The 18,159-nt window shown below is 68.3% G+C and carries 21 protein-coding genes and 2 pseudogenes; 14 read left to right on the top strand and 9 right to left on the bottom strand.

The window, feature by feature from the left end; translation table 11 throughout:
- Positions 1 to 1,515 carry an AlkA N-terminal domain-containing protein gene (locus ORV05_RS02495; protein WP_268756835.1) on the bottom strand — a complete coding sequence of 505 codons (1,515 nt, stop codon included), beginning with the start codon at positions 1,513 to 1,515 and terminating at the stop codon, positions 1 to 3.
- Positions 1,516 to 1,622: 107 nt separating this feature from the next.
- On the opposite strand from ORV05_RS02495, the gene ychF reads away from it, so the two are divergent.
- The 3 genes from ychF (at position 1,623) to ORV05_RS02510 (ending at position 4,696) form a co-directional block, all read left to right on the top strand.
- Positions 1,623 to 2,705 carry a redox-regulated ATPase YchF gene (gene ychF / locus ORV05_RS02500; protein WP_268756836.1) on the top strand — a complete coding sequence of 361 codons (1,083 nt, stop codon included), beginning with the start codon at positions 1,623 to 1,625 and terminating at the stop codon, positions 2,703 to 2,705.
- A gap of 143 nt (positions 2,706 to 2,848) precedes the next feature.
- A complete protein-coding gene (locus tag ORV05_RS02505; RefSeq protein WP_268756837.1) occupies positions 2,849 to 3,286 on the top strand; it encodes a hypothetical protein in 438 nt (145 codons plus the stop codon).
- Between the two features lie 618 nt (positions 3,287 to 3,904).
- Complete coding sequence (locus ORV05_RS02510) at positions 3,905 to 4,696, top strand: DUF2637 domain-containing protein (RefSeq protein WP_268756838.1); 792 nt, start codon at positions 3,905 to 3,907, stop codon at positions 4,694 to 4,696.
- A gap of 87 nt (positions 4,697 to 4,783) precedes the next feature.
- On the opposite strand, the pseudogene ORV05_RS02515 reads toward ORV05_RS02510, so the two are convergent.
- Positions 4,784 to 5,233, bottom strand: a pseudogene (locus tag ORV05_RS02515) (transposase); the annotation flags it as partial.
- On the opposite strand from ORV05_RS02515, the gene ORV05_RS02520 reads away from it, so the two are divergent.
- The 4 genes from ORV05_RS02520 (at position 5,208) to ORV05_RS02535 (ending at position 7,607) form a co-directional block, all read left to right on the top strand.
- The gene (locus ORV05_RS02520; protein WP_407652672.1) at positions 5,208 to 5,465 is read left to right on the top strand and encodes a GntR family transcriptional regulator; all 258 of its coding nucleotides are present in this window, start codon (positions 5,208 to 5,210) and stop codon (positions 5,463 to 5,465) included. The pseudogene ORV05_RS02515 and the gene ORV05_RS02520 sit on opposite strands and share 26 nt — an antisense overlap.
- A gap of 182 nt (positions 5,466 to 5,647) precedes the next feature.
- Complete coding sequence (locus tag ORV05_RS02525) at positions 5,648 to 5,974, top strand: hypothetical protein (protein WP_268756839.1); 327 nt, start codon at positions 5,648 to 5,650, stop codon at positions 5,972 to 5,974.
- Positions 5,964 to 7,133 (top strand): putative T7SS-secreted protein, encoded by a 1,170-nt coding sequence (locus ORV05_RS02530; protein WP_268756840.1) that lies wholly within the window; start codon positions 5,964 to 5,966, stop codon positions 7,131 to 7,133. The genes ORV05_RS02525 and ORV05_RS02530 overlap by 11 nt, the downstream gene beginning before the upstream one ends.
- Before the next feature lie 48 nt (positions 7,134 to 7,181).
- Complete coding sequence (locus ORV05_RS02535) at positions 7,182 to 7,607, top strand: contact-dependent growth inhibition system immunity protein (protein WP_268756841.1); 426 nt, start codon at positions 7,182 to 7,184, stop codon at positions 7,605 to 7,607.
- Between the two features lie 129 nt (positions 7,608 to 7,736).
- Here ORV05_RS02535 and ORV05_RS02540 read toward each other — a convergent pair whose 3' ends face one another.
- Positions 7,737 to 8,081 carry a PDDEXK family nuclease gene (locus ORV05_RS02540; protein WP_268756842.1) on the bottom strand — a complete coding sequence of 115 codons (345 nt, stop codon included), beginning with the start codon at positions 8,079 to 8,081 and terminating at the stop codon, positions 7,737 to 7,739.
- A gap of 84 nt (positions 8,082 to 8,165) precedes the next feature.
- On the opposite strand from ORV05_RS02540, the gene ORV05_RS02545 reads away from it, so the two are divergent.
- Complete coding sequence (locus tag ORV05_RS02545) at positions 8,166 to 8,429, top strand: hypothetical protein (protein WP_268756843.1); 264 nt, start codon at positions 8,166 to 8,168, stop codon at positions 8,427 to 8,429.
- 246 nt (positions 8,430 to 8,675) lie between these two features.
- Here the strand turns inward: ORV05_RS02545 and ORV05_RS02550 are convergent, their stop codons facing one another.
- Complete coding sequence (locus tag ORV05_RS02550) at positions 8,676 to 9,239, bottom strand: dihydrofolate reductase family protein (RefSeq protein WP_268756844.1); 564 nt, start codon at positions 9,237 to 9,239, stop codon at positions 8,676 to 8,678.
- 249 nt (positions 9,240 to 9,488) lie between these two features.
- On the opposite strand from ORV05_RS02550, the gene ORV05_RS02555 reads away from it, so the two are divergent.
- On the top strand, positions 9,489 to 9,641 hold the full coding sequence (locus tag ORV05_RS02555) for a hypothetical protein (protein WP_268756845.1): 153 nt from the start codon (positions 9,489 to 9,491) through the stop codon (positions 9,639 to 9,641).
- A gap of 122 nt (positions 9,642 to 9,763) precedes the next feature.
- Here ORV05_RS02555 and ORV05_RS02560 read toward each other — a convergent pair whose 3' ends face one another.
- Positions 9,764 to 10,699, bottom strand: a complete 936-nt coding sequence (locus ORV05_RS02560; protein WP_268756846.1) for an esterase/lipase family protein — start codon at positions 10,697 to 10,699, stop codon at positions 9,764 to 9,766.
- 86 nt (positions 10,700 to 10,785) lie between these two features.
- On the bottom strand, positions 10,786 to 11,418 hold the full coding sequence (locus ORV05_RS02565; protein WP_268756847.1) for a TetR/AcrR family transcriptional regulator: 633 nt from the start codon (positions 11,416 to 11,418) through the stop codon (positions 10,786 to 10,788).
- Positions 11,419 to 11,639: 221 nt separating this feature from the next.
- Between ORV05_RS02565 and ORV05_RS02570 the strand changes: the two genes are divergently transcribed.
- Positions 11,640 to 13,145: a plasmid pRiA4b ORF-3 family protein gene (locus ORV05_RS02570; RefSeq protein ID WP_268756848.1), complete on the top strand. Its 1,506-nt coding sequence runs from the start codon at positions 11,640 to 11,642 to the stop codon at positions 13,143 to 13,145.
- Between the two features lie 16 nt (positions 13,146 to 13,161).
- Here ORV05_RS02570 and ORV05_RS02575 read toward each other — a convergent pair whose 3' ends face one another.
- Positions 13,162 to 13,743, bottom strand: a complete 582-nt coding sequence (locus tag ORV05_RS02575) for a DUF6333 family protein (protein ID WP_268756849.1) — start codon at positions 13,741 to 13,743, stop codon at positions 13,162 to 13,164.
- 37 nt (positions 13,744 to 13,780) lie between these two features.
- Positions 13,781 to 13,828, bottom strand: a pseudogene (locus ORV05_RS36410) (hypothetical protein); the annotation flags it as partial.
- Between the two features lie 107 nt (positions 13,829 to 13,935).
- Here ORV05_RS36410 and ORV05_RS02580 point away from each other — a divergent pair.
- The 4 genes from ORV05_RS02580 (at position 13,936) to ORV05_RS02595 (ending at position 17,692) form a co-directional block, all read left to right on the top strand.
- Positions 13,936 to 14,382 (top strand): helix-turn-helix transcriptional regulator, encoded by a 447-nt coding sequence (locus tag ORV05_RS02580; protein WP_268756850.1) that lies wholly within the window; start codon positions 13,936 to 13,938, stop codon positions 14,380 to 14,382.
- 5 nt (positions 14,383 to 14,387) lie between these two features.
- Complete coding sequence (locus ORV05_RS02585) at positions 14,388 to 14,798, top strand: VOC family protein (protein WP_268756851.1); 411 nt, start codon at positions 14,388 to 14,390, stop codon at positions 14,796 to 14,798.
- Positions 14,785 to 15,258: a pyridoxamine 5'-phosphate oxidase family protein gene (locus tag ORV05_RS02590; RefSeq protein WP_268756852.1), complete on the top strand. Its 474-nt coding sequence runs from the start codon at positions 14,785 to 14,787 to the stop codon at positions 15,256 to 15,258. Before ORV05_RS02585 ends, ORV05_RS02590 begins: the two co-directional genes overlap by 14 nt.
- A gap of 61 nt (positions 15,259 to 15,319) precedes the next feature.
- Entirely contained in the window at positions 15,320 to 17,692 is a 2,373-nt protein-coding gene (locus ORV05_RS02595) for an excinuclease ABC subunit UvrA (RefSeq protein ID WP_268756853.1), read from the top strand.
- Between the two features lie 75 nt (positions 17,693 to 17,767).
- Here the strand turns inward: ORV05_RS02595 and ORV05_RS02600 are convergent, their stop codons facing one another.
- Positions 17,768 to 18,079, bottom strand: a complete 312-nt coding sequence (locus tag ORV05_RS02600) for a hypothetical protein (RefSeq protein WP_268756854.1) — start codon at positions 18,077 to 18,079, stop codon at positions 17,768 to 17,770.
- Positions 18,080 to 18,159 lie beyond the last annotated feature (80 nt).

Raw genomic sequence — 18,159 nt, forward strand, 5'->3', positions numbered from 1 at the left:
TCAGGAAGCCGCGCCGGGGTGGCTCGCGGCGGCTCGCCAGAGGTACATGCCAGCGTAGGAGCGCCAAGGACGCCAGGACTGGGCCTGCCCGGCGAGCGCGGTGATGCCGAGCGCGGTCGCGCCCTTGCGGAGCACCAGGTCGTCGCCGAGCAGCACGTCGGGGGCGCCCAGGACGCGCATGAGCACGTAGTCGGCGGTCCACGGGCCCACCCCGGGCAGGGCGAGCAGCTCCGAGCGCAGCTCGTCGGCTTCGCGGCCGACGTGCAGTTCCACCTCGCCCGAGGCCAGTGCGGCGGCCGCCGAAAGGATCGCGTCGATCCGCCTCCGCGGTCCGCGCAGCACCTCGTGGCCGCGTTCGGCGATCGCCTCCGCGGTGGGGAACAAGGCCGCGTCCCGCCAGGGGAGCGGTTCGCCGAGGGCTGCCACGAGATGCCCGGCGGCGGTGCGCGCGGCGGCCACCGAAATCTGCTGGCCGAGCATGGCCCGCACCAGCAGCTCCGGGCCGTCGACTGCGCCGGGGACGCGCACGCCGGGCGTGGCGGCGACGAGCGGGCCCAGTGCGGCATCGGCTCCGAGTACGCGCCGCACGGCCTCCGGATCGGCGTCGAGGTCGAGCAGGCGGCGGGTGCGGGCGACGGCGCTGCCGAGGTCCCGGACGTCGGCGAGCTGGAGTTCGCAGCGGACATACCCGGCCAGCGGGGTCAGTTCGATGGTGGCGGGGCCGTGGGGCAACCGGAGCGTGCGCCCGTAGCGGCCGTCCTCCGCCCACTCGGCGCCGGGCACGGCTCGGGCGGCCAGGAAGCCGAAGAGGCCATCGGCGTCGAACGGGGGACGATACGGCAGCCGCAGGCTCAGGCGAATTCCGGTGGCGGGGCCGCTGTCCGCGGCCGTCTCGGCCTTCGCCCTGGCGGCCGCGGCGGAGGCCCGCAGCTGGGATGGGGTGCGGGCGAACACCTCGCGGATGGTGTCGTTGAACTGGCGGACGCTGGAGAAGCCGGCGGCGAACGCGACGTCGGTCAACGGCAGCTCGGACAGCTCGATGAGCAGCCGCGCGGAGTGGGCGCGGTGGGCGCGGGCCAGTGCGAGCGGGCCGGCGCCGAGCTCGCTGGTGAGCACGCGCCCGAGCTGCCGTTCCGAGTACCCGAGGCGGCGCGCCAGCCCCGGCACGCCCTCGCGCTCGACGACGCCGTCGGAGATCAGGCGCATGGCGCGGGCGGTCAGATCGGCCCGGAGATTCCACTCGGGCGAGCCGGGCACGGCGTCGGGCAGGCAGCGGCGGCAGGCGCGGAAGCCGCCTGCCTGTGCGGCGGCCGAGGTGGGGTAGAAGCGCACGTTCGAAGCCTTCGGGGTGACCGCCGGGCAGGACGGGCGGCAGTAGATGCCGGTCGTCTTCACGGCCACGATGAACTGCCCGTCGAAGCGCGCGTCGCGGGAAGCGACGGCTCGGTAGCATCGCTCGGCGTCGCGCCAGAGCGCGGGCCGGGCGGGGCCTGCCGGTGCGGTGGTGGCGGTCATGGAGCCGATCCTGCCAGCAGGTCGCGGCCACGACTGGCGGAAATCCGACACGGGGGTGTGGAGGCGCCCGACCGGGTGCGCGGGGTGCGGCCGTAGACTGTTTTTCCGTGAGTCTCACCCTCGGCATCGTCGGGCTGCCCAACGTCGGCAAGTCCACCCTGTTCAACGCGCTGACCCGCAACGACGTGCTTGCCGCGAACTACCCGTTCGCGACCATCGAGCCCAACGTCGGTGTGGTGCCGCTGCCCGACGAACGGCTGGACAAGCTCGCCGAGGTGTTCGGCTCGGAACGCACCGTGCCCGCCGTGGTGTCCTTTGTGGACATCGCGGGCATCGTGAAGGGCGCTTCCGAAGGGGCCGGGCTGGGCAACAAGTTCCTCGCGAACATCCGCGAGGCCAACGCCATCTGCCAGGTCATCCGCGTGTTCGACGACCCCGACGTGGTGCACGTCGACGGCCGTGTCGATCCGTCCTCCGACATCGAGACGATCAACACCGAGCTGATCCTCGCCGACCTGCAGACCCTGGACAAGGCGCTGCCCCGGTTGGAGAAGGAAGCCCGCACCAAGAAGGAGAACCGGCCCGCGCTGGAGGCGGCGCAGCAGGCCAAGGAGATCCTCGACAGCGGACGCACGCTGTTCTCCGCCCAGAAGGAACTGGACACCTCGCTGCTGCGCGAGCTGAGCCTGCTCACCACGAAGCCGTTCCTGTACGTGTTCAACGCCGACGAAGGCGTGCTGACCGACGAGGCGAAGCGTGAGGAGCTGACCAAACTGGTCGCCCCCGCGGACGCGGTGTTCCTCGACGCCAAGATCGAGGCCGAACTGCTCGAACTCGACGACGAGGAGTCGGTACGCGAACTGCTGGAGTCGGTCGGCCAGAGCGAACCGGGCCTGCACGCACTGGCACGCGCCGGTTTCCACACCCTCGGCCTGCAGACCTACCTCACCGCGGGCCCGAAGGAGGCCCGTGCCTGGACCATCCCGAAGGGCGCCACCGCCCCGCAGGCCGCCGGCGTCATCCACAGCGACTTCGAGCGCGGGTTCATCAAGGCCGAAGTGGTCTCCTTCGAGGATCTGACGGCCGCCGGTTCCATGGCCGCCGCCCGCGCCGCGGGCAAGGTCCGCATGGAGGGCAAGGACTACGTCATGGCCGACGGCGACGTGGTCGAGTTCCGGTTCAACGTGTAGCTTGACCAAGAAGGCGTGACCGTGTCGGAAGCCCGCGAGGCTTCCTGCACGTAGCGCACCTGGCCACGCGGGTCCGACTTCAAGTCGGCCCCGGCCAGCGCTGAACCCGCCAACCGGGGCCTCCGACGGGATGGAGCCCCGCCGTGAACGAACTGTCTGCCAGCCCCGGCCATTTCCGCCCCACGTGGACGTGGAGTGCCCACGGTGTTCCTGATCAACCGATCACTGTCTTGGTGGCGTCGTGGTCCAAGGTCCGGACCCGCGCACTGCTCGCCAGGCACGCTGGCTCGGAGCAGCCCGATGCCGAGGATCTGTTTGCCGAGCTCGCCTACGGCGCGCGAATTGTCCAGGAGGTCATTTCCGGCCGCTGGTGCGTGGTCGCTGAACTGCTGCGAATCGGTGCTGTTGACAGCTGGGCACAGGTAGCGATCGCTCTTGGCCTCACTGAAACCGAAGCCCGTGACGGCTTCCATGGCTGGATCGCGGGCCAAGTCGACTTGCGCCGCCGGACCGGCGCGATCGGGATCAGGGATGCCGAGGCCGAGGAGCTGTACGCTCTGTCCGAGGCGGTGGCCTGGTGAGCGTCGAAGCAATCCACTGGGCGCTCAACATTGCTCCGATCCCTCGCGACCGGCGCGATGCTTCCAGCCTGGCAATCGTGCTGGTTGGACTCGCCAACCACGCTGACCCGGCTGGGCGGAACGCCTTCCCGTCCCTGAGCAGGCTGGCGCAATGCGGCTGTCCGAGCGGTCGGTCCGCTATGCCTTACGCGGCCTGGAAGACCTCGGCCTGATTCGGCCCTCCGACCCGGGAATCGTGGCTGCTTATGTGAAGCGGGCCGACCGGCGGCCGAACGGCTACGACCTCGCTGTGGAGCGTTCCGAGGTTCCTGTGGACAACTTGGCCGACGAGGGGCACAGCCTGCCGCCCGTCAAGCAGGACGAGGGGCAAACACTGCCGCGACGAGGGGCAAATAACGACACCACGAGGAGCAAAGCTTGCCCCCAAACCATCCTTAACCGTCCAGGGAACCGTCCCACGCGCGAGCGCGCGCCCGAGACACGCTCGCCGCTACCGCCGCCATGCGGTCAGTGCGATGCCCGGCCTGGCGATCCGGTTTCCGCGCGTCTCGTGTGGCTGGATGGTGACCGTGATCAATCCGTCCTCTGCCCGCGCTGCCACCCTGCGGGAGGTGCTCGGTGACCGTCGCCAACAGACAGCTCATGGCTAAGGTGCGTCAGGCTCAGGAGGCAGCTCGCCAGGCTGGCCAACCCGCGCCAGGACGGCCGACGCTGGTGAAGCTGACGGGTGCAACCGATCACGCGGTCCGCACGGTCCTTACCGAGATGGCGGCCGAGAACGGGCGCGCTGGTGTGTCCGCGGCGAATCAGGATCGCCATGCTGGCGAACGATCGGTCAGAGAACCCAGCGTCGACGTGGAAACCCATCCCGACCCCAGCGGGCAAACCGCGACAGCTTTAGCCACAGCTGGCGATGCTGTTTCGCCAGTCGTCGATGAGATCGCCATGCCTGGCGAGCGCACGCCAAAGCTAGCTCCTACTGGCGGCCGATTGGTTGCGTGGGCCGGGTTTGTGTTCGGCTCGGTGATGTCGATCGCGGCGAACGTGTTGCACGCGTGGCTGCCCGCAACTGACGAACCGCCGGGTTGGTCGCCGGGGCTTGCTCCGCAGATCGGGGCGGCCGTATGGCCGGTAGGGCTGATGCTGGCTGTCGAGGCGCTGTCTCGAACTGCCTGGCCCAAGGGCTTCCTGTGGAGTCTGGCTCGCTTCGGCGGTGCCGGGGCGGTCGCGATGGGTTCGGCCGTGATCTCCTACGGACACCTGCGTGGCCTCTTGCTGGCGTGGCACTACGGACCGCCGGCGGCCGCGGTGGGGCCGCTGGTGCTCGATGGCTTGATGGTGGTGTGCGGTTTCGCGCTGCTGGCGATGAGCCGCCCCAGGGCTGGCGAGGCTGGCGGTGATCGCCGATGACGTCGACCGAGCAGGACGACGAGATGGCTGTGCTTCTAGGCTCTGTCATGTTTTCCGTGTAAGCCACGGATGGAATTGATCCTTATTTTACTGTAGTGGTATCCGGCCTGGGAAGAGAGCAACCAGCGTGTTCAACGCCTGTTTCCATCCCCATGTCCCGGTTCCCGACGGCCCACCCCGATGACTCGTGATGTTCCGCAAACCGAGATGCAACAACTTCATCGCCGCGCCGTCGCTATCGAAATGCCCACGGTTCTTCGTGAGCTTCCGCAACTGGAAGTTGATGTTCTCGATCAGATTCGTAGTATACACCACCCGCCGCAACTCGGCGGGATAATCGAGGAATGGGGTGAACTCGTTCCAAGCGTGGCGCCATACCTCGACCGCGGCGGGGTATTGGGTGCCGAAATCCTTGTCGAACGTTGTGAGCGCGATCTCGGCGGCCTCGAGAGTGGGGGCGGTGTAGATCGCGCGCATCCCGGCCGCGACCTTCTTCCGGTTACCGTAGGAAATGAACCGCATCGCATTGCGGATTAGAAGGTGGCCGACCACATTGAGAACCGGATCAAGTCCGGCAAGCTGCGATTCCGAGACCCTCCCTTCGGCGCGGTACCTGGCGCAGGAGTACAGCGTGTCGCTGGGAACAGCGCGGCACGCCACACAGTTGCCGCGAGACCGAGGGCTGGTTCAGACGATCAAGTCGAAAGGCACATACGTGATGTGGAAGCCCGATCAGGAAGTCGGCGAGCCGGGCCGGGAGATGGCTTAGCTGAACGGACCTGTGCGGCCCTGGGCGAGGGATCGAGCGGACGGCCTACCCGTACTCGCGGCTGGGCCGCCTTCGTCGTGGCACCTCCGGCGTTGAGGGCACACCCGATCTCCTGAACAGGTTGCCCGCGCTCGGCTCGCTCGACAGAATGGCAAGCACTGTCCGTAGCTGAGGGGGAGCGAATGGTACTGGACGGTCCAGGCTTTCATGTCGATGTCGACAAGGTGGACGAGGCCGCGCGCGGGATTCATGACAGCGTGGAGGACCAGCGCAACTTCGAGCTGCGCGGGTTGTGTGGCGATCCCGAGTTGTACGGCCACGACAAAATTCACGATGCTCTGATGGACCTGTGCGTCCGGTGGAGCGACGGTCTCGACATCTTGACCAGCGACGCGAGCACGATCGGCGATGCCCTGTCGAAGGTGTCGCAGGCATATCGGGCGGTCGACGACAACGCGGCCCGGTCACTGCCGAAAGACCCCGGTATGGGGGCCGTGGATGGTGGCTGAACTGGGCGAGACCCAAGATTCGCGACAGTTGGTTCTGGGCCAACCGGAGGCGATCGACGAGAACGTGCGCGTGCTGCGGGCCCGCGGTGATCGCGCGAACCAGGCTGGCGAGGGTCTGCTGGCCATTGACACGGGAGCTTGGGAAGGCCCGGCGGCGCACGCCTTCCAGGACAAGTTCAGCTACGAGCCGGGCAAATGGTTCGACGCGGCCGATGCGCTTTCCGGGGCCGCCGAGGTACTTGCCCGATACGCGGACACCCTGCGGTGGGCACAAAGCCAAGCGATTGAGGCCGTCGACCTGTGGAACCAGGGGCAGGCCGCGAGCCAGCAAGCACGAGCGGCGCACGACATTGCGGTCGCGCAGGCCAGCGCGAACAACCAGCCAGCGCCGCCGTTCAGCGATCCCGGGGAATCGAGCCGTCAGGCCGCCAAGGACATCTTGAACCGAGCCCGGTCTCAGCTGAATGAGGCTGGGGACTCGATCGCGGGTTTTCTCCGCGACTACGCCGCCGCAGCGCCGCAAAAGTCGAGTTGGCTCGAGGATGTCGGCGACTTCCTCTCCGACGTCGGCACGCACATCGTCAACGACGTGGCGTCGTTCGGAAACGTGCTCCTCCAGCACCCAGGAGACGTGGTTAGCGCACTTGGTGGGCTCGGGCTCACTGTGGTGAGTAGCGCGGGCATGGCGGGTGGCGCTGCGCTCACGGCGACCGGGGAAGGCGCCGTCATCGGTGTACCGGCCATGAGTGTGTCCGCGGTCGGTGCTGTGGAGGGCACGGGCATGATGGCCGCTGCCATCGGCGATCTCGCTGCGCACGCCGGCGGCGACGATCGGGTCGAGGTGGTCAAGCCCCGCCACGAGCCGAGTACGCCCACCAAGACCGACCGGCTGAAGGAACACCTCACCGACAAGGACCTCGAGGGTGCCCGGCGGGAGCTCAACGGCGAGGTGGTCAAGGAGAAGAGCAGTGGGGTCCCCTACGATCACATTGACGAAGTCCAGAACGCGCAACGGGGCCTCGTCAAGCAGATCAATCGGCTCAAGCAACAGCTCAGTGACTCACGCCTTGCACCGGAGAACCGCCCGGCCCTGGAGGCCGAATTATCCGAGGCCAGCCGTCTGCTGGACTACAGTGAACAATTCGTTCCGCGTGGCTGACCGGCCGGAGCACCGGTTAAGATTGCCATGGTGAAGGGGAGGCAGGCGTTGGCGGAGCAGGAAGTCCGAGAAGATCTCTCGGTAGAACAGATCGAAGATGATGATTGGGGGGACCCTCCCGTCGATTCGACCTACCTGATCCGGACGATCCACGAAGTGCGGCGCAAGCCGATCGGGTTGCTCACCGCCGAGGATTTGCGCATCATGCTGGGACAGCAGGTAGGTGTCGACATCTTGGCCCCACGCGCGCTCGCCCGGCTGGAGCGAAACCCGTTGCTGGAAGGTGACTTCTACCCGGGTGATGTCCTGGTGAGCGTCGTTCGACTTCCTGAGTCATATTGGCGCAGGCACCCCAGCGAACTGGTGAGAATCAAACGGATCATCGAGGCTCTGCGCGAACTTGACGATCCTGATGCGCAGGACGAAGACCTCGAGAAGGACATCGAAGAGTTCCTGGGGCGCGTCAAGGGCTAGCGTGTCGGCCCTATGCTCCGCCAGCTTTCCATTCGATTGTGACGGACTCGGGGTCGAATGCTTTGCGGCCGCGAGCGGCAGGCGCGATCGCGACCGTGCACAGAGCACCCACGGCGCTGCGGCGGATCATCAGTGGGGCGCTGTCGAATGCGGCCACCGGGTCGGCTGCTGACAGCGTCGATGCCGCCGCTCTGCCAGTGTGCAGGCGTGCCTGCGCTCGTTGATCACGTTCTCGTCACGTGACCGCTTGTACTCGAAGATCACCGGTGAGCCGGTCTCATCTATGCCCAACGAATCGATGCGACCGCGGTGCTTTGCGCCGGTTGAGTACTCTGAAGCCAGGAAACGCACTCCGAAGAGCGTTTCCATGTTGACCTCGATAGTTCGCTGCAATTGACGTTCCAAGGCAACCGAACTGCCCGACAGTTCGAGAGCCTTGCCTGCCTCGATTCTGAACAGTTTGAGGTCGCTCATCGGTGTCGTTGCCCTCCCTGCGCGGTCGACCAACTGGCACGTTAGCAGGTATACGCAGTCTATTGCTGCTTCCGGGTGCGCGGTGTGTTCACGAGCGCGGTCGAAAACGCGGACACCGCCGCTCGTCCTGCGGAGGGGGACTGTGGCAAGCCGATCGTCTCCGCCATCAAAGGCGAAGCCATGGGATCAGGGCTTGCGACCGGCTTGCTCGCCTCAGCCGCGACCCCCGCCTTCGAAGCCTCCAGCGTCTTCGAGGCTATGAGCTTCTTCGGAACCGATCTCGCGGAGGCGCTCACCGCCCAAGTCGAGAACCGCCCACCGAATTTCGCCGAACCGCTTCCCTGGTAACAACCATGCGGCGCGTCGAGCGGCCCCGCCGTGCCGCTCAGACACCCGCGATCCGTGCCTTTGCCGCTCCCTATCTTGCACCGAGCCGGCGACGCGCGGCACCGCAATCCCGCCGAACCCGGGGAATCACCAAGAGGCCAGCGAAGATCGACACGTCATCCGTGCTGAGACCCTACAGGAGTTGTAGAGTCTCACGGCTTGCTTCATTTTCACCGAGCATGTGGCCCGTGACTCCCGGACGAGCGCTCAGCGCCTCGTCTCATACCTGGTCAGCAGCACGCCGCCGGGAAACGTCCGCGTCTCCACCGGGTTCAGGTTCACCCAGTTGTCCAGCGCGGTGAAGAACGGCGTGCCGCCGCCCACCAGGACCGGCACGGTGACCAGCACGTACTCGTCGATCAGCCCGGCCCGCATGGCCGCCCCGGCTAGCGTCGCGCCGCCGATGTCCATCGGGCCGCCGTCCTCGGCCCTGAGCCGGGTGATCTCGGCGACCGCGTCGCCGGTGACCAGGCGAGTGTTCCAGTCGACCTTGTCGATCGTCGAGGAGAACACCACCTTCGGCATGTCCCGCCACAGGCGCGCGAACTCGATCTCCGCCGGGGTGGCGTTGGGCTGCTGGTCACCGGTCGGCCAGTAGGAGCTCATCGTCTCCCACAGCTTGCGCCCGTACAGCGACAGGCCGCTCTCCCGCACCTGCTCGGTCCAAAACTGGAACAGCTCATCGCTCGGCACGCTCCAGCCGATGTCGTCGCCGGCCGCGGCGATGTAGCCATCCAGGGTCACGTTCATGCCGTAGCTCAGTTTCCGCATGGCGCCAGCCTTCCGTGAGTCGGTCTCACATGTACAGACCAGCGTGGCACGAGTTGAACACTGGAGAACGTTCCGCCGGTTGCTGGATCTGCTGCTGGCTCCTGGCCGAGGCGCAACGTCTCGGCGTGCGCCGGGTGGTGCTCCTCGGCTCGGCCATCATGCTGCCGAACGCCCCCAGCGCGCTGGAACTGGCCGCGCACGCAGGTGCGGGCCCGGCCCGGGTGGGTCGTGCTGTGCGCGTCCGGGTTCATGCAGAACTTCCTGAGTCCGCGCCCGCTGGGCGAGCGGATCCGGCGGCACGGCGAGATCCGCACCGCCGCCGGTGACGGCAGGCTGGGCTGGATCGACGCGCGGGACATCGCGGCCGCCGCCTCCGGGGCAGCACCGCGGTGCTGGACCTGACCGGCCGTCCGCCCCGAATCCGTCCACGAGCACGCGAGCGAGTGGGCAGACGACGGGCAGCCCGAGCGTTGATCCGGTAGCGATGCACACTGTCCTCAGTGGACACCTACGGCAAGGCCAGGTCAGGCGCCGTTGAAGGGCAGCGTCGGGTAGCAGGGAGGGGTGGTCGCGTGCGCCGGGTCGAGCGCGTTGAACACCCAGCGCGCGGCGATCGAGTCGAACGGGATGCTCAGGTGGTCGGCGCCGACCAGCGGGCAGTGGTCCTGCAGGAGGATGTTGTCCACACCGGCCCCGTTGAGGAAGGCCGTGGTGTAGGGGGTGGCGATCTCGTCCCACCGCGACTGGATCACCGTGTAGTGCACGCCCGGCTGTGTCTCGCCACCCGCGTTGAGGTCGGTGATGAACGGTGAACCGACGACCTGCTGCTGGATCGCGGTGCCGAGCAGCAGCCCCAGCAGTTCCGGCACGCCAGGCAGTTTTGCCAGCCCCAGCGCGGTGGAACCGTGGTTGCCCGGCGACAGGCCGATCAGCGTGCCGACCTTCGGCGCGCCGCCGAGGTACTTCAGGTAGTAGCGCGGCATGGTGCCACCCTGCGAATGGCCGATCACGTCCACTTGGGACGCTCCGGTGGCGGCCAGCACCTTGTCCACGAAGACGCCCAGCTCCGCCGCGGAGTTCTGGATCGGCCCGACACCGGCGGTCTTCGATGCGCCGGGGACGCCAAGGTGGATGCCCTCCACCTGGCCGTAGTTGAGGGCGAAGACGCAGTAGCCCGCGTTGGCCAGCAGCGGCGACAGCGCGAACCAGTTGAAGGTCATGTTCTCCAGCGTTCCGTGCACCAGCACCACCGGGCGGGGATGCGCGGAACTCGGCTTGCAGGACCAGTCGTTGGCCCCGGGCGGCGGCGTGTCGGGATGTGCCGCGGCGTAGGCGAGTGCCGCCGCCGACGAATAGACCACCGGAAGTTCGGCCCGCTCCCCGGCCGAGGCCGGTGTCGCGGTGACCGCACTCAGCGCCAGGGCGGTGGCCGCGCCCAGCGTGAACAAAGTGGACAGCATCCTCGGGATTCTCATTGCTGTGTTACCTCCGTCAGGCGTCGTTGCCCGCTGGCGGTCAAGGCGGATCCCCCAGCATTCGCGGAAAGTCAGGTCATGCGGCCGGTGACCACCGGCAGGATCATCTCCGTGGCGAACGCCCGCAGGCGCCGCCGGTCGTCGAAATCGACGAGTTCGCTGGGGAACATCACGTACGCGAAGGCCAGCCGGATCAGGAGTTCGGCCAGCCGCTGATCGGCGCCGGGCCTGGCGACCGCACCGGGGTGGTCCTCGCGCAGGCGGCTCGCCACGAACTCGCGGGCCAGGGTCAGCGGCGACGGATCACCCTGGCGCAGCAGTTCGACCAGATGCTGCGGTTCGGTGCGCACCAGGCGTTCCAGCCAGGGGTGGCGTCGTGCGGTCCGCACGCACAGCGTGAACGCCTCGACCACGCGCTCGGCCATGTCCGGGATCGCGTCGAGCCTGCGGTCGGCCTCGGCGAGGAAACGGGACACCTCCCGCTCCCGCAGCCGGCTCAGCACGGCCTCCTTCGCACCGAACCGCCGGAACACGGTGGCGCGGCCGACCCCGGCCGCCTCCGCGATGTCGTCCATGGTGGCGCGAGCCGGACCGTAGGCCGCGACCGCGGACAGCGCCCCGTCGAGGATCCGCTCGTCGGTGGCATCGATGCCGGGGGAATCCCGCGCGGCGCGAAGCAGCCGTTCCAGCGTTGTTTCCGCCACGGCCACCCCCAGTGAGACTCGATGGACTCAAAGAGTATCAGCAGGATCGCAGTTGGCAAGGCTGCTGATCCACTCTTCCGGTCGGGGATTGTCAGGAGCCCGGCCTGGCAGGCCGCGGCGCCTTGATCACTGCACGGAAGTATTGAGGGACAAAAGCTTGCCGCCCAACCGTCCTTGATCTTCCAGGGCCACGCGCGAGCGCGCGTGGCTACGCTTTCCGCGTGGATTCGGATTACCAGTACCGATTGACCTTCCGTGCGCTTGCCGCGGAGGCTCGGGAGTGCGAGGCATTGCGGCACGCCTCGGCTCTGGCCGAATGGGTCGGAACGGGGCGGCAGTTGACGGCCAAGAAGGTGCTGCGTCCACCTGATGTTCCCGAGGCCGGTCGCGTCCTAGGCGTCGCGGTGCCGCAGCGGGTGCGTACCGCGGCCGATGTGCCGAGCCTTCATCGTGCGTGGACGGCGGCGGTGGCAGCCGGGCTGCTGGAGGTTCGGCGTGATCGGGCCGTGCCCGGCCCGGCACTGCCCGGGTGGCGATCCGCTGCCGACGACGAGGTGGTCGACAACTGGGCGCGGGCGTTGGCGGCAGCACTCGCGGACACGTTCGACGATGGCGGGGACGGAGCGGGGGCCCTGGAGATCGGACGGCGGGCACTGACGGTGCTGGCCACTGATCCCACGCCGGTCGGCACCGAACTGCCGACGGCGATCAACTGGGCGATGCTCAACGGGAGTCGAACCCTGTATCGCACCTATCGCGATTCCGAACGGCACCCAGCCGAGGTGGTTCTCGAGTTGCTGGCCGCGTTCGCCGCCGTGACCGGCGAGGGCGGCCAATGGCGGATCAGTCCGCTTGGCCGTTCGGGGCTGCAGATCCTCGACTCCCGCGGCGTGGAGTTGCTCGCTGCATCCGGTGCGCCTGCCGGGACCGGCGGGGTATTTCAGCTCAAGATCACCCCGTCGCGGATGCGACCGGCGTGCTGGCGAAGGGTGCTCGTGCCGGCATCGGCCACGCTCGGCAAGCTGCATGCGATCATCCAGGTCGTCTTTGCCTGGAACGATGATCGTTTGCATTCGTTCCAGGTCGGCCCGCGCCAGTACGGTAACCCGTTCTTCAACATGCCGTACAACGAGGACGAGACCACGCTGGCGGAGGTGTTCGACCGCGGCCGCACCTCAATCTCCTACGTCTACGGCATCGAAGGGAACCCGTACCACGACATCGAACTGGAGAGACTGGTCGAGCCGGATCCGGCCACCAGCTACCCGGTTTGCGTGACGGGTCGCGGCGAAGCGCCGGTCGAAGACGGGCCCGACCGGACCCCCTTCGACCGGGCCGGCATCAACGCGCGACTCGGCCGACTGGAGTCCTTGGAGGACGCGAGGCGACTACGCGACGACGTCGAAGTCATTCTGGTCGACGCCCAAGGCGAAGCGGAGGAAATGACGGCGTTCCGTACCGTGCTGGAGGAGGAGGTCTCCTTCCCGGTTCCCGCCACGCTGCAGGGCGCATCCGTCACGGTCGTCGGGCTGACCGAGGACGACGCCGCGCTCGAGCTTCGTGCCCGGTGCCAGGGGAAAGACGCGGAGGACACGGTGTCCTTCGCCGATCTGGAGTTCCGTCAGGGCACCGTCGAGGCCTGGCTTCAGGCCGGCTACCTGGCCTATCTCGGCCGAGAAGGCGGTCCGCTGACCCGGCCCCCCGGCTGGGATGGCCTGTACCGGTGAAGGCGGTGAAGGGCGGTCAATCGCCCGGGAGGAACAGTCTTTCCATGCGGCGGGTGCACGGCCGGGTGTGCCGGACCCGGAACGCGCTGACCTGCGGCCGGGACAAGGGCCACGGGTCGGCCTCGCCCAGGGCCAGTGACACGAAGTCGGCCCACTCCACCTCGTCGGGCTCGGCGTCCAGGTCGATGTCGAGGTCATCCAGTGTCCGGTCCGTGATCCCGAGCGCGGCGGCCACCGCGTGCGGGTCGCCGGTCAGCTCCCACGGGTCCATACCGGGCCAGCCGGACGCGTGGAACAGGGTGCCGTCCGGTAGCCACACGATGTCTTCGGTGTGGGACTCGCCGCAGTCGACCTCCACCCGGCCGACGATCCGCGCATCCGGGTACCGCTCCCGCAATCTGCCCGCCTCGAGCAGCAGCGGCGTGTCGTTGCCGTCGTCGGCCAGCGCGGGGTCGCTGATTCCCAGCACGTTCCCCCACACCCCGGCCAGGACCACGTCGAGATCCGCCCGCTGGACCGGGTACGGCAGCTCGCTCGCGGACCGGGCGCCCAGTTCCTCCAGCACCTCGTCGACCGGGCAAGGACCGGGCGAACTCACGCGCCCGCGCGGGGTCGTTGCCGGGAAGACCCCGGGCGTCCACGCCGAACGGAGGTTGAAGGATCGTGAGGTCGCGGCGGCCCATCGAACCGCGCACCAGGCGATCGGGCGGTGAGGCCCAGCCGATCTCGGTCACGTCGCACACGGTACGGACACTCGGCCGGATCCGTACCGGTATGGCACGATTTTCCGGTGGCCAGTAAACCCGCTACCGCGCAGTTGCGTGACCTCGCGCGGTTGCGCCGTGTCCGTGACCGGATCGACCGGGAGTACGCGCAGCCGCTGGACGTCGAAGCGCTCGCGCGTGGCGCGAACATGTCGGCCGGGCACCTCAGCCGCGAGTTCCGGCTCGCCTACGGCGAGTCGCCGTACAGCTATCTGATGACGCGGCGGATCGAGCGTGCGATGGCGCTGCTGCGCGCCGGTGAACTCAGCGTCACCGAGGTGTGTTTCGCGGTCGGCTGTTCCTCGCTGGGCACGTTCAGCACCCGTTTCACCGAACTGGTCGGCGTACCGCCCAGCGTCTACCGGAGGCAGGCGGCGGGCGCGACGGAGGGCATGCCGCCGTGCGTGTCGAAGCAGGTGACCAGACCGGTCAGGAATCGAGAAGCGCCGGTCGCCGGGCCGAAGTTAGCGTGAACGGCATGGAGATCAGCATTCACGAAACGTTCCTTCCTCACGACGATCCGCAAGCCGCCCTGCGCTTCTACCGCGACACCCTCGGCTTCGAGGTGCGCAACCAGGTCGAATACGGCGGGATGCACTGGATCACGGTCGGCCCTCCCGGCCAGCCCGGCACGTCCATCGTGCTGTTCCCGCCCGCCGCCACCCCCGGCCTCACCGACGACGAGCGCCGCACCGTCACCGAGATGATGGCCAAGGGCACCTACGGCATGATCAACCTGTCCACCAAGGACCTCGACGGCGCCTTCGACCGGCTGAGGGACGGCGGCGCCGAGGTCGTCCAGGAGCCCGTCGAGCAGCCGTACGGCAGGCGGGACTGCGCTTTCCGTGACCCGGCGGGCAACCTGATCCGCATCAATGAGCAGCGCTGAGCTACCGGCGGGTGCCGAGCCCCGCTCCCGCGGCCGGCGTCGTCTTGACACCGAGCACCGGCTCACCCACGACATCGACGTCTGGGTGGCCAGTGCTTCGGCGGGCGGCGCGGCGCACCTGGTGCCGCTGTGCTTTCACTGGGACGGCGAGGCGCTGCTGGTGGCGACACCGGCGGACAGCGTGACCGGCAGGAACCTGGCCGCCACCAGTGCCGTTCGGCTGGCGCTGGGCCACACCCGCGACGTGTCCATGATCGAGGGGGAGGTCGAGACCATCGAACTCGACGCGTTGCCGAAGGAGCGGGCCGACCGGTTCGTCGCGCACACCGGTTTCGACCCGCGTGTGCTGAGCACGCCGTACCGCTGGTATCGCATCTCCCCGCGCCGGATCCAGGCTTGGCGCGAGGAGAACGAGATGTCCGGCCGCGAGTTGATGCGTGACGGCCGCTGGCTGGTCTGACGCCCGAAGTGCGGCTCGGAGACTCAAAACGAAGAACGACCGGAAAACCAAGGGAGACAGGATGAGCAGGCGGTCGCCCGCGCCGCACGTCGCCGACAGCCACGACCTGATCCGGGTGCACGGCGCGCGCGAGAACAACCTCGCCGACGTCAGCCTCGAGATCCCGAAGCGCAGGTTGACCGTGTTCACCGGCGTCTCCGGCTCGGGCAAGAGCTCACTGGTGTTCGGCACGATCGCCGCGGAGTCGCAGCGGTTGATCAACGAGACGTACAGCGCCTTCGTGCAGGGCTTCATGCCGACGCTGTCGCGGCCCGACGTCGATCTGCTCGAGGGGCTGACCACCGCGATCACCATCGACCAGCAGCGGATGGGTGCCGACCCCCGGTCCACGGTCGGCACCGCCACCGACGCCAACGCCATGCTGCGCATCCTCTTCAGCCGGCTGGGGCAGCCGCACATCGGCTCGCCGCAGGCGTTTTCCTTCAACGTCGCCTCGATCAGCGGGGCGGGCGCGGTCACCCTCGAACGCGCCGGGAAGACCGTGAAGGAACGGCGCAGCTTCAGCATCACCGGCGGCATGTGCCCGCGTTGCGAGGGGCGGGGCTCGGTCAACGACATCGACCTGACCGAGGTCTACGACGAGAGCAAGTCGCTCGCCGAAGGGGCGCTCAAGATCCCCGGCTACAGCATGGACGGCTGGTACGGGCGCATCTTCAAGGGCTGCGGCTTCTTCGACCCCGACAAGCCGATCCGCAGGTTCACCAAGAAGCAGCTGCACGACCTGCTGTACAAGGAGCCGACCAAGATCAAGGTCGACGGCATCAACCTGACCTACGAGGGCCTGATCCCGCGGATCCAGAAGTCGATGCTGGCCAAGGACGTCGACTCCCTGCAGCCGCATGTCCGCGCCTTCGTGGAGCGGGCGGTCACCTTCACCACCTGCCCGGAGTGCGACGGCACCCGGCTGTCGGCCCAGGCCCGATCCTCGAAGATCGACGGGATCAGCATCGCCGACGCCTGCGCGATGCAGATCAGCGACCTCGCCCGGTGGGTGGCGGCGTTGGCCGCACCGTCCGTCGCGCCGCTGCTGACGGCGCTGCGGCACACCCTCGACTCGTTCGTCGAGATCGGCCTGGGTTACCTCTCGCTCGACCGGCCGACGGGCACGCTCTCCGGCGGCGAATCGCAGCGGGTCAAGATGATCCGCCACCTCGGATCGTCGCTGACCGACGTCACCTACGTCTTCGACGAGCCGACGATCGGTCTGCACCCGCACGACATCCAGCGCATGAACGACCTGCTGCTGCGGTTGCGCGACAAGGGCAACACCGTGCTGGTCGTGGAGCACAAGCCGGAGGCCATCGCGATCGCCGACCACGTCGTCGACCTGGGGCCGGGCGCGGGCACCGAGGGCGGCGAGGTGGTGTTCGAGGGCACCGTCGAGGGGCTCCGAGCGAGCGGCACCGTCACCGGCCGGCACCTGGACGACCGCATCCGGCTGAAGCCGTCGGTGCGGACACCCTCGGGAATGCTGGAGGTCCGCGGTGCCAGTACGCACAACCTGTGCGGCGTCGACGTCGACATCCCGCTCGGCGTGCTGGTCGCGGTCACCGGGGTCGCGGGATCGGGCAAGAGTTCCCTGATCCACGGCTCGGTGTCCGGGCGCGACGGAGTGGTGTCGGTGGACCAGACCCCGATCCGCGGTTCGCGGCGGAGCAACCCGGCGACCTACACCGGCGCGCTCGACCCGATCCGCAAGGCGTTCGCGAAGGCCAACGGCGTGAAACCGGCGCTGTTCAGCGCCAACTCCGAGGGCGCCTGCCCGAACTGCAACGGCGCCGGGGTGATCTACACCGACCTGGCGATGATGGCCGGTGTCGCCACCACCTGCGAGGTGTGCGAGGGGAAGCGCTTTCTGACTTCGGTGCTGGAATACAAGTTCGGCGGCCGGGACATCAGCGAGGTGCTCGCGATGCCGGTGACCGAAGCCGAGGAGTTCTTCGGTGCCGGTGAGACGCGCACACCGGCCGCGCACGCCATCCTCGCCAGGCTTGCCGATGTCGGGCTCGGCTACCTCAGCCTCGGCCAGCCGCTCACCACGCTGTCCGGCGGTGAGCGGCAGCGGCTCAAGCTGGCCACCACGATGGCCGCCAACGGCGGCGTCTACGTTCTCGACGAGCCGACCACCGGTCTGCACCTCGCCGACGTCGAGCAGTTGCTCGGCCTGCTGGACCGGCTCGTCGACGCCGGCAAGTCGGTCGTCGTCATCGAGCACCACCAGGCGGTCATGGCGCACGCCGACTGGATCATCGACCTCGGTCCCGGCGCCGGGCACGACGGCGGCCGGATCGTCTTCGAAGGAACCCCGCAGGCGCTCGTCGAGGCCCGCTCCACCCTCACCGGCGAGCACCTCGCCGCCTACGTCGGACGCTGACCCCCGGCGCCACAGCGAGGGACCACGTGAGGTTCCGCCACCCGCACCCCCACGCAAACCACTTCGATACAGCCTCTAGGGCAGGTCGAACAGGGGGATCTGCTGCCTGCCCGGGTCGAGGCCGAGGATCCGGCGGCATTTGCGGCAGGTGACGGGCGCGGCGGTGGCGACGAGTTCGCCCGCCGCGCCCAGGCCCGACCAGCCCTGGTGGCAGCTGGGGGTGGGCAGGGTGAGCTCGTTGATCCACGGACGCCAGGCCACCCCGTGCACCGTGTCCGAGCGGCCGATGCGCAGGTTCATGCCGGTGAACAACTCGTGCTGGGTGCCGGCGAACCGGACCGGGTCCGTCTGGTGCGCCGGGAACAGCGGAAGCGGCTGGGCGGTCACGTCGACCAGTATGCGCCCGGCGGGGCCCTCGGCGGGTCTCCGACAGGCCGGTGCCGCCGCCTCCCGGAGCGCCGGTCCAC

The organism is Amycolatopsis cynarae (genome assembly GCF_026802195.1).
Lineage (GTDB): Bacteria > Actinomycetota > Actinomycetes > Mycobacteriales > Pseudonocardiaceae > Amycolatopsis_E > Amycolatopsis_E rhizosphaerae.

Bases quoted from the DNA above. Each gene is read 5' to 3' on its own strand.
- ORV05_RS02495 (WP_268756835.1), bottom strand. From the start codon at position 1,515: ATGACCGCCACCACCGCACCGGCAGGCCCCGCCCGGCCCGCGCTCTGG.
- ORV05_RS02520 (WP_407652672.1), top strand. From the start codon at position 5,208: ATGAACCGCATCGCATTGCGGATTAGAAGGTGGCCGACCACATTGAGA.
- ORV05_RS02525 (WP_268756839.1), top strand. From the start codon at position 5,648: ATGGTACTGGACGGTCCAGGCTTTCATGTCGATGTCGACAAGGTGGAC.
- ORV05_RS02530 (WP_268756840.1), top strand. From the start codon at position 5,964: ATGGTGGCTGAACTGGGCGAGACCCAAGATTCGCGACAGTTGGTTCTG.
- ORV05_RS02540 (WP_268756842.1), bottom strand. From the start codon at position 8,081: ATGAGCGACCTCAAACTGTTCAGAATCGAGGCAGGCAAGGCTCTCGAA.
- ORV05_RS02550 (WP_268756844.1), bottom strand. From the start codon at position 9,239: ATGCGGAAACTGAGCTACGGCATGAACGTGACCCTGGATGGCTACATC.
- ORV05_RS02555 (WP_268756845.1), top strand. From the start codon at position 9,489: ATGCAGAACTTCCTGAGTCCGCGCCCGCTGGGCGAGCGGATCCGGCGG.
- ORV05_RS02560 (WP_268756846.1), bottom strand. From the start codon at position 10,699: ATGCTGTCCACTTTGTTCACGCTGGGCGCGGCCACCGCCCTGGCGCTG.
- ORV05_RS02585 (WP_268756851.1), top strand. From the start codon at position 14,388: ATGGAGATCAGCATTCACGAAACGTTCCTTCCTCACGACGATCCGCAA.
- ORV05_RS02590 (WP_268756852.1), top strand. From the start codon at position 14,785: ATGAGCAGCGCTGAGCTACCGGCGGGTGCCGAGCCCCGCTCCCGCGGC.
- ORV05_RS02595 (WP_268756853.1), top strand. From the start codon at position 15,320: ATGAGCAGGCGGTCGCCCGCGCCGCACGTCGCCGACAGCCACGACCTG.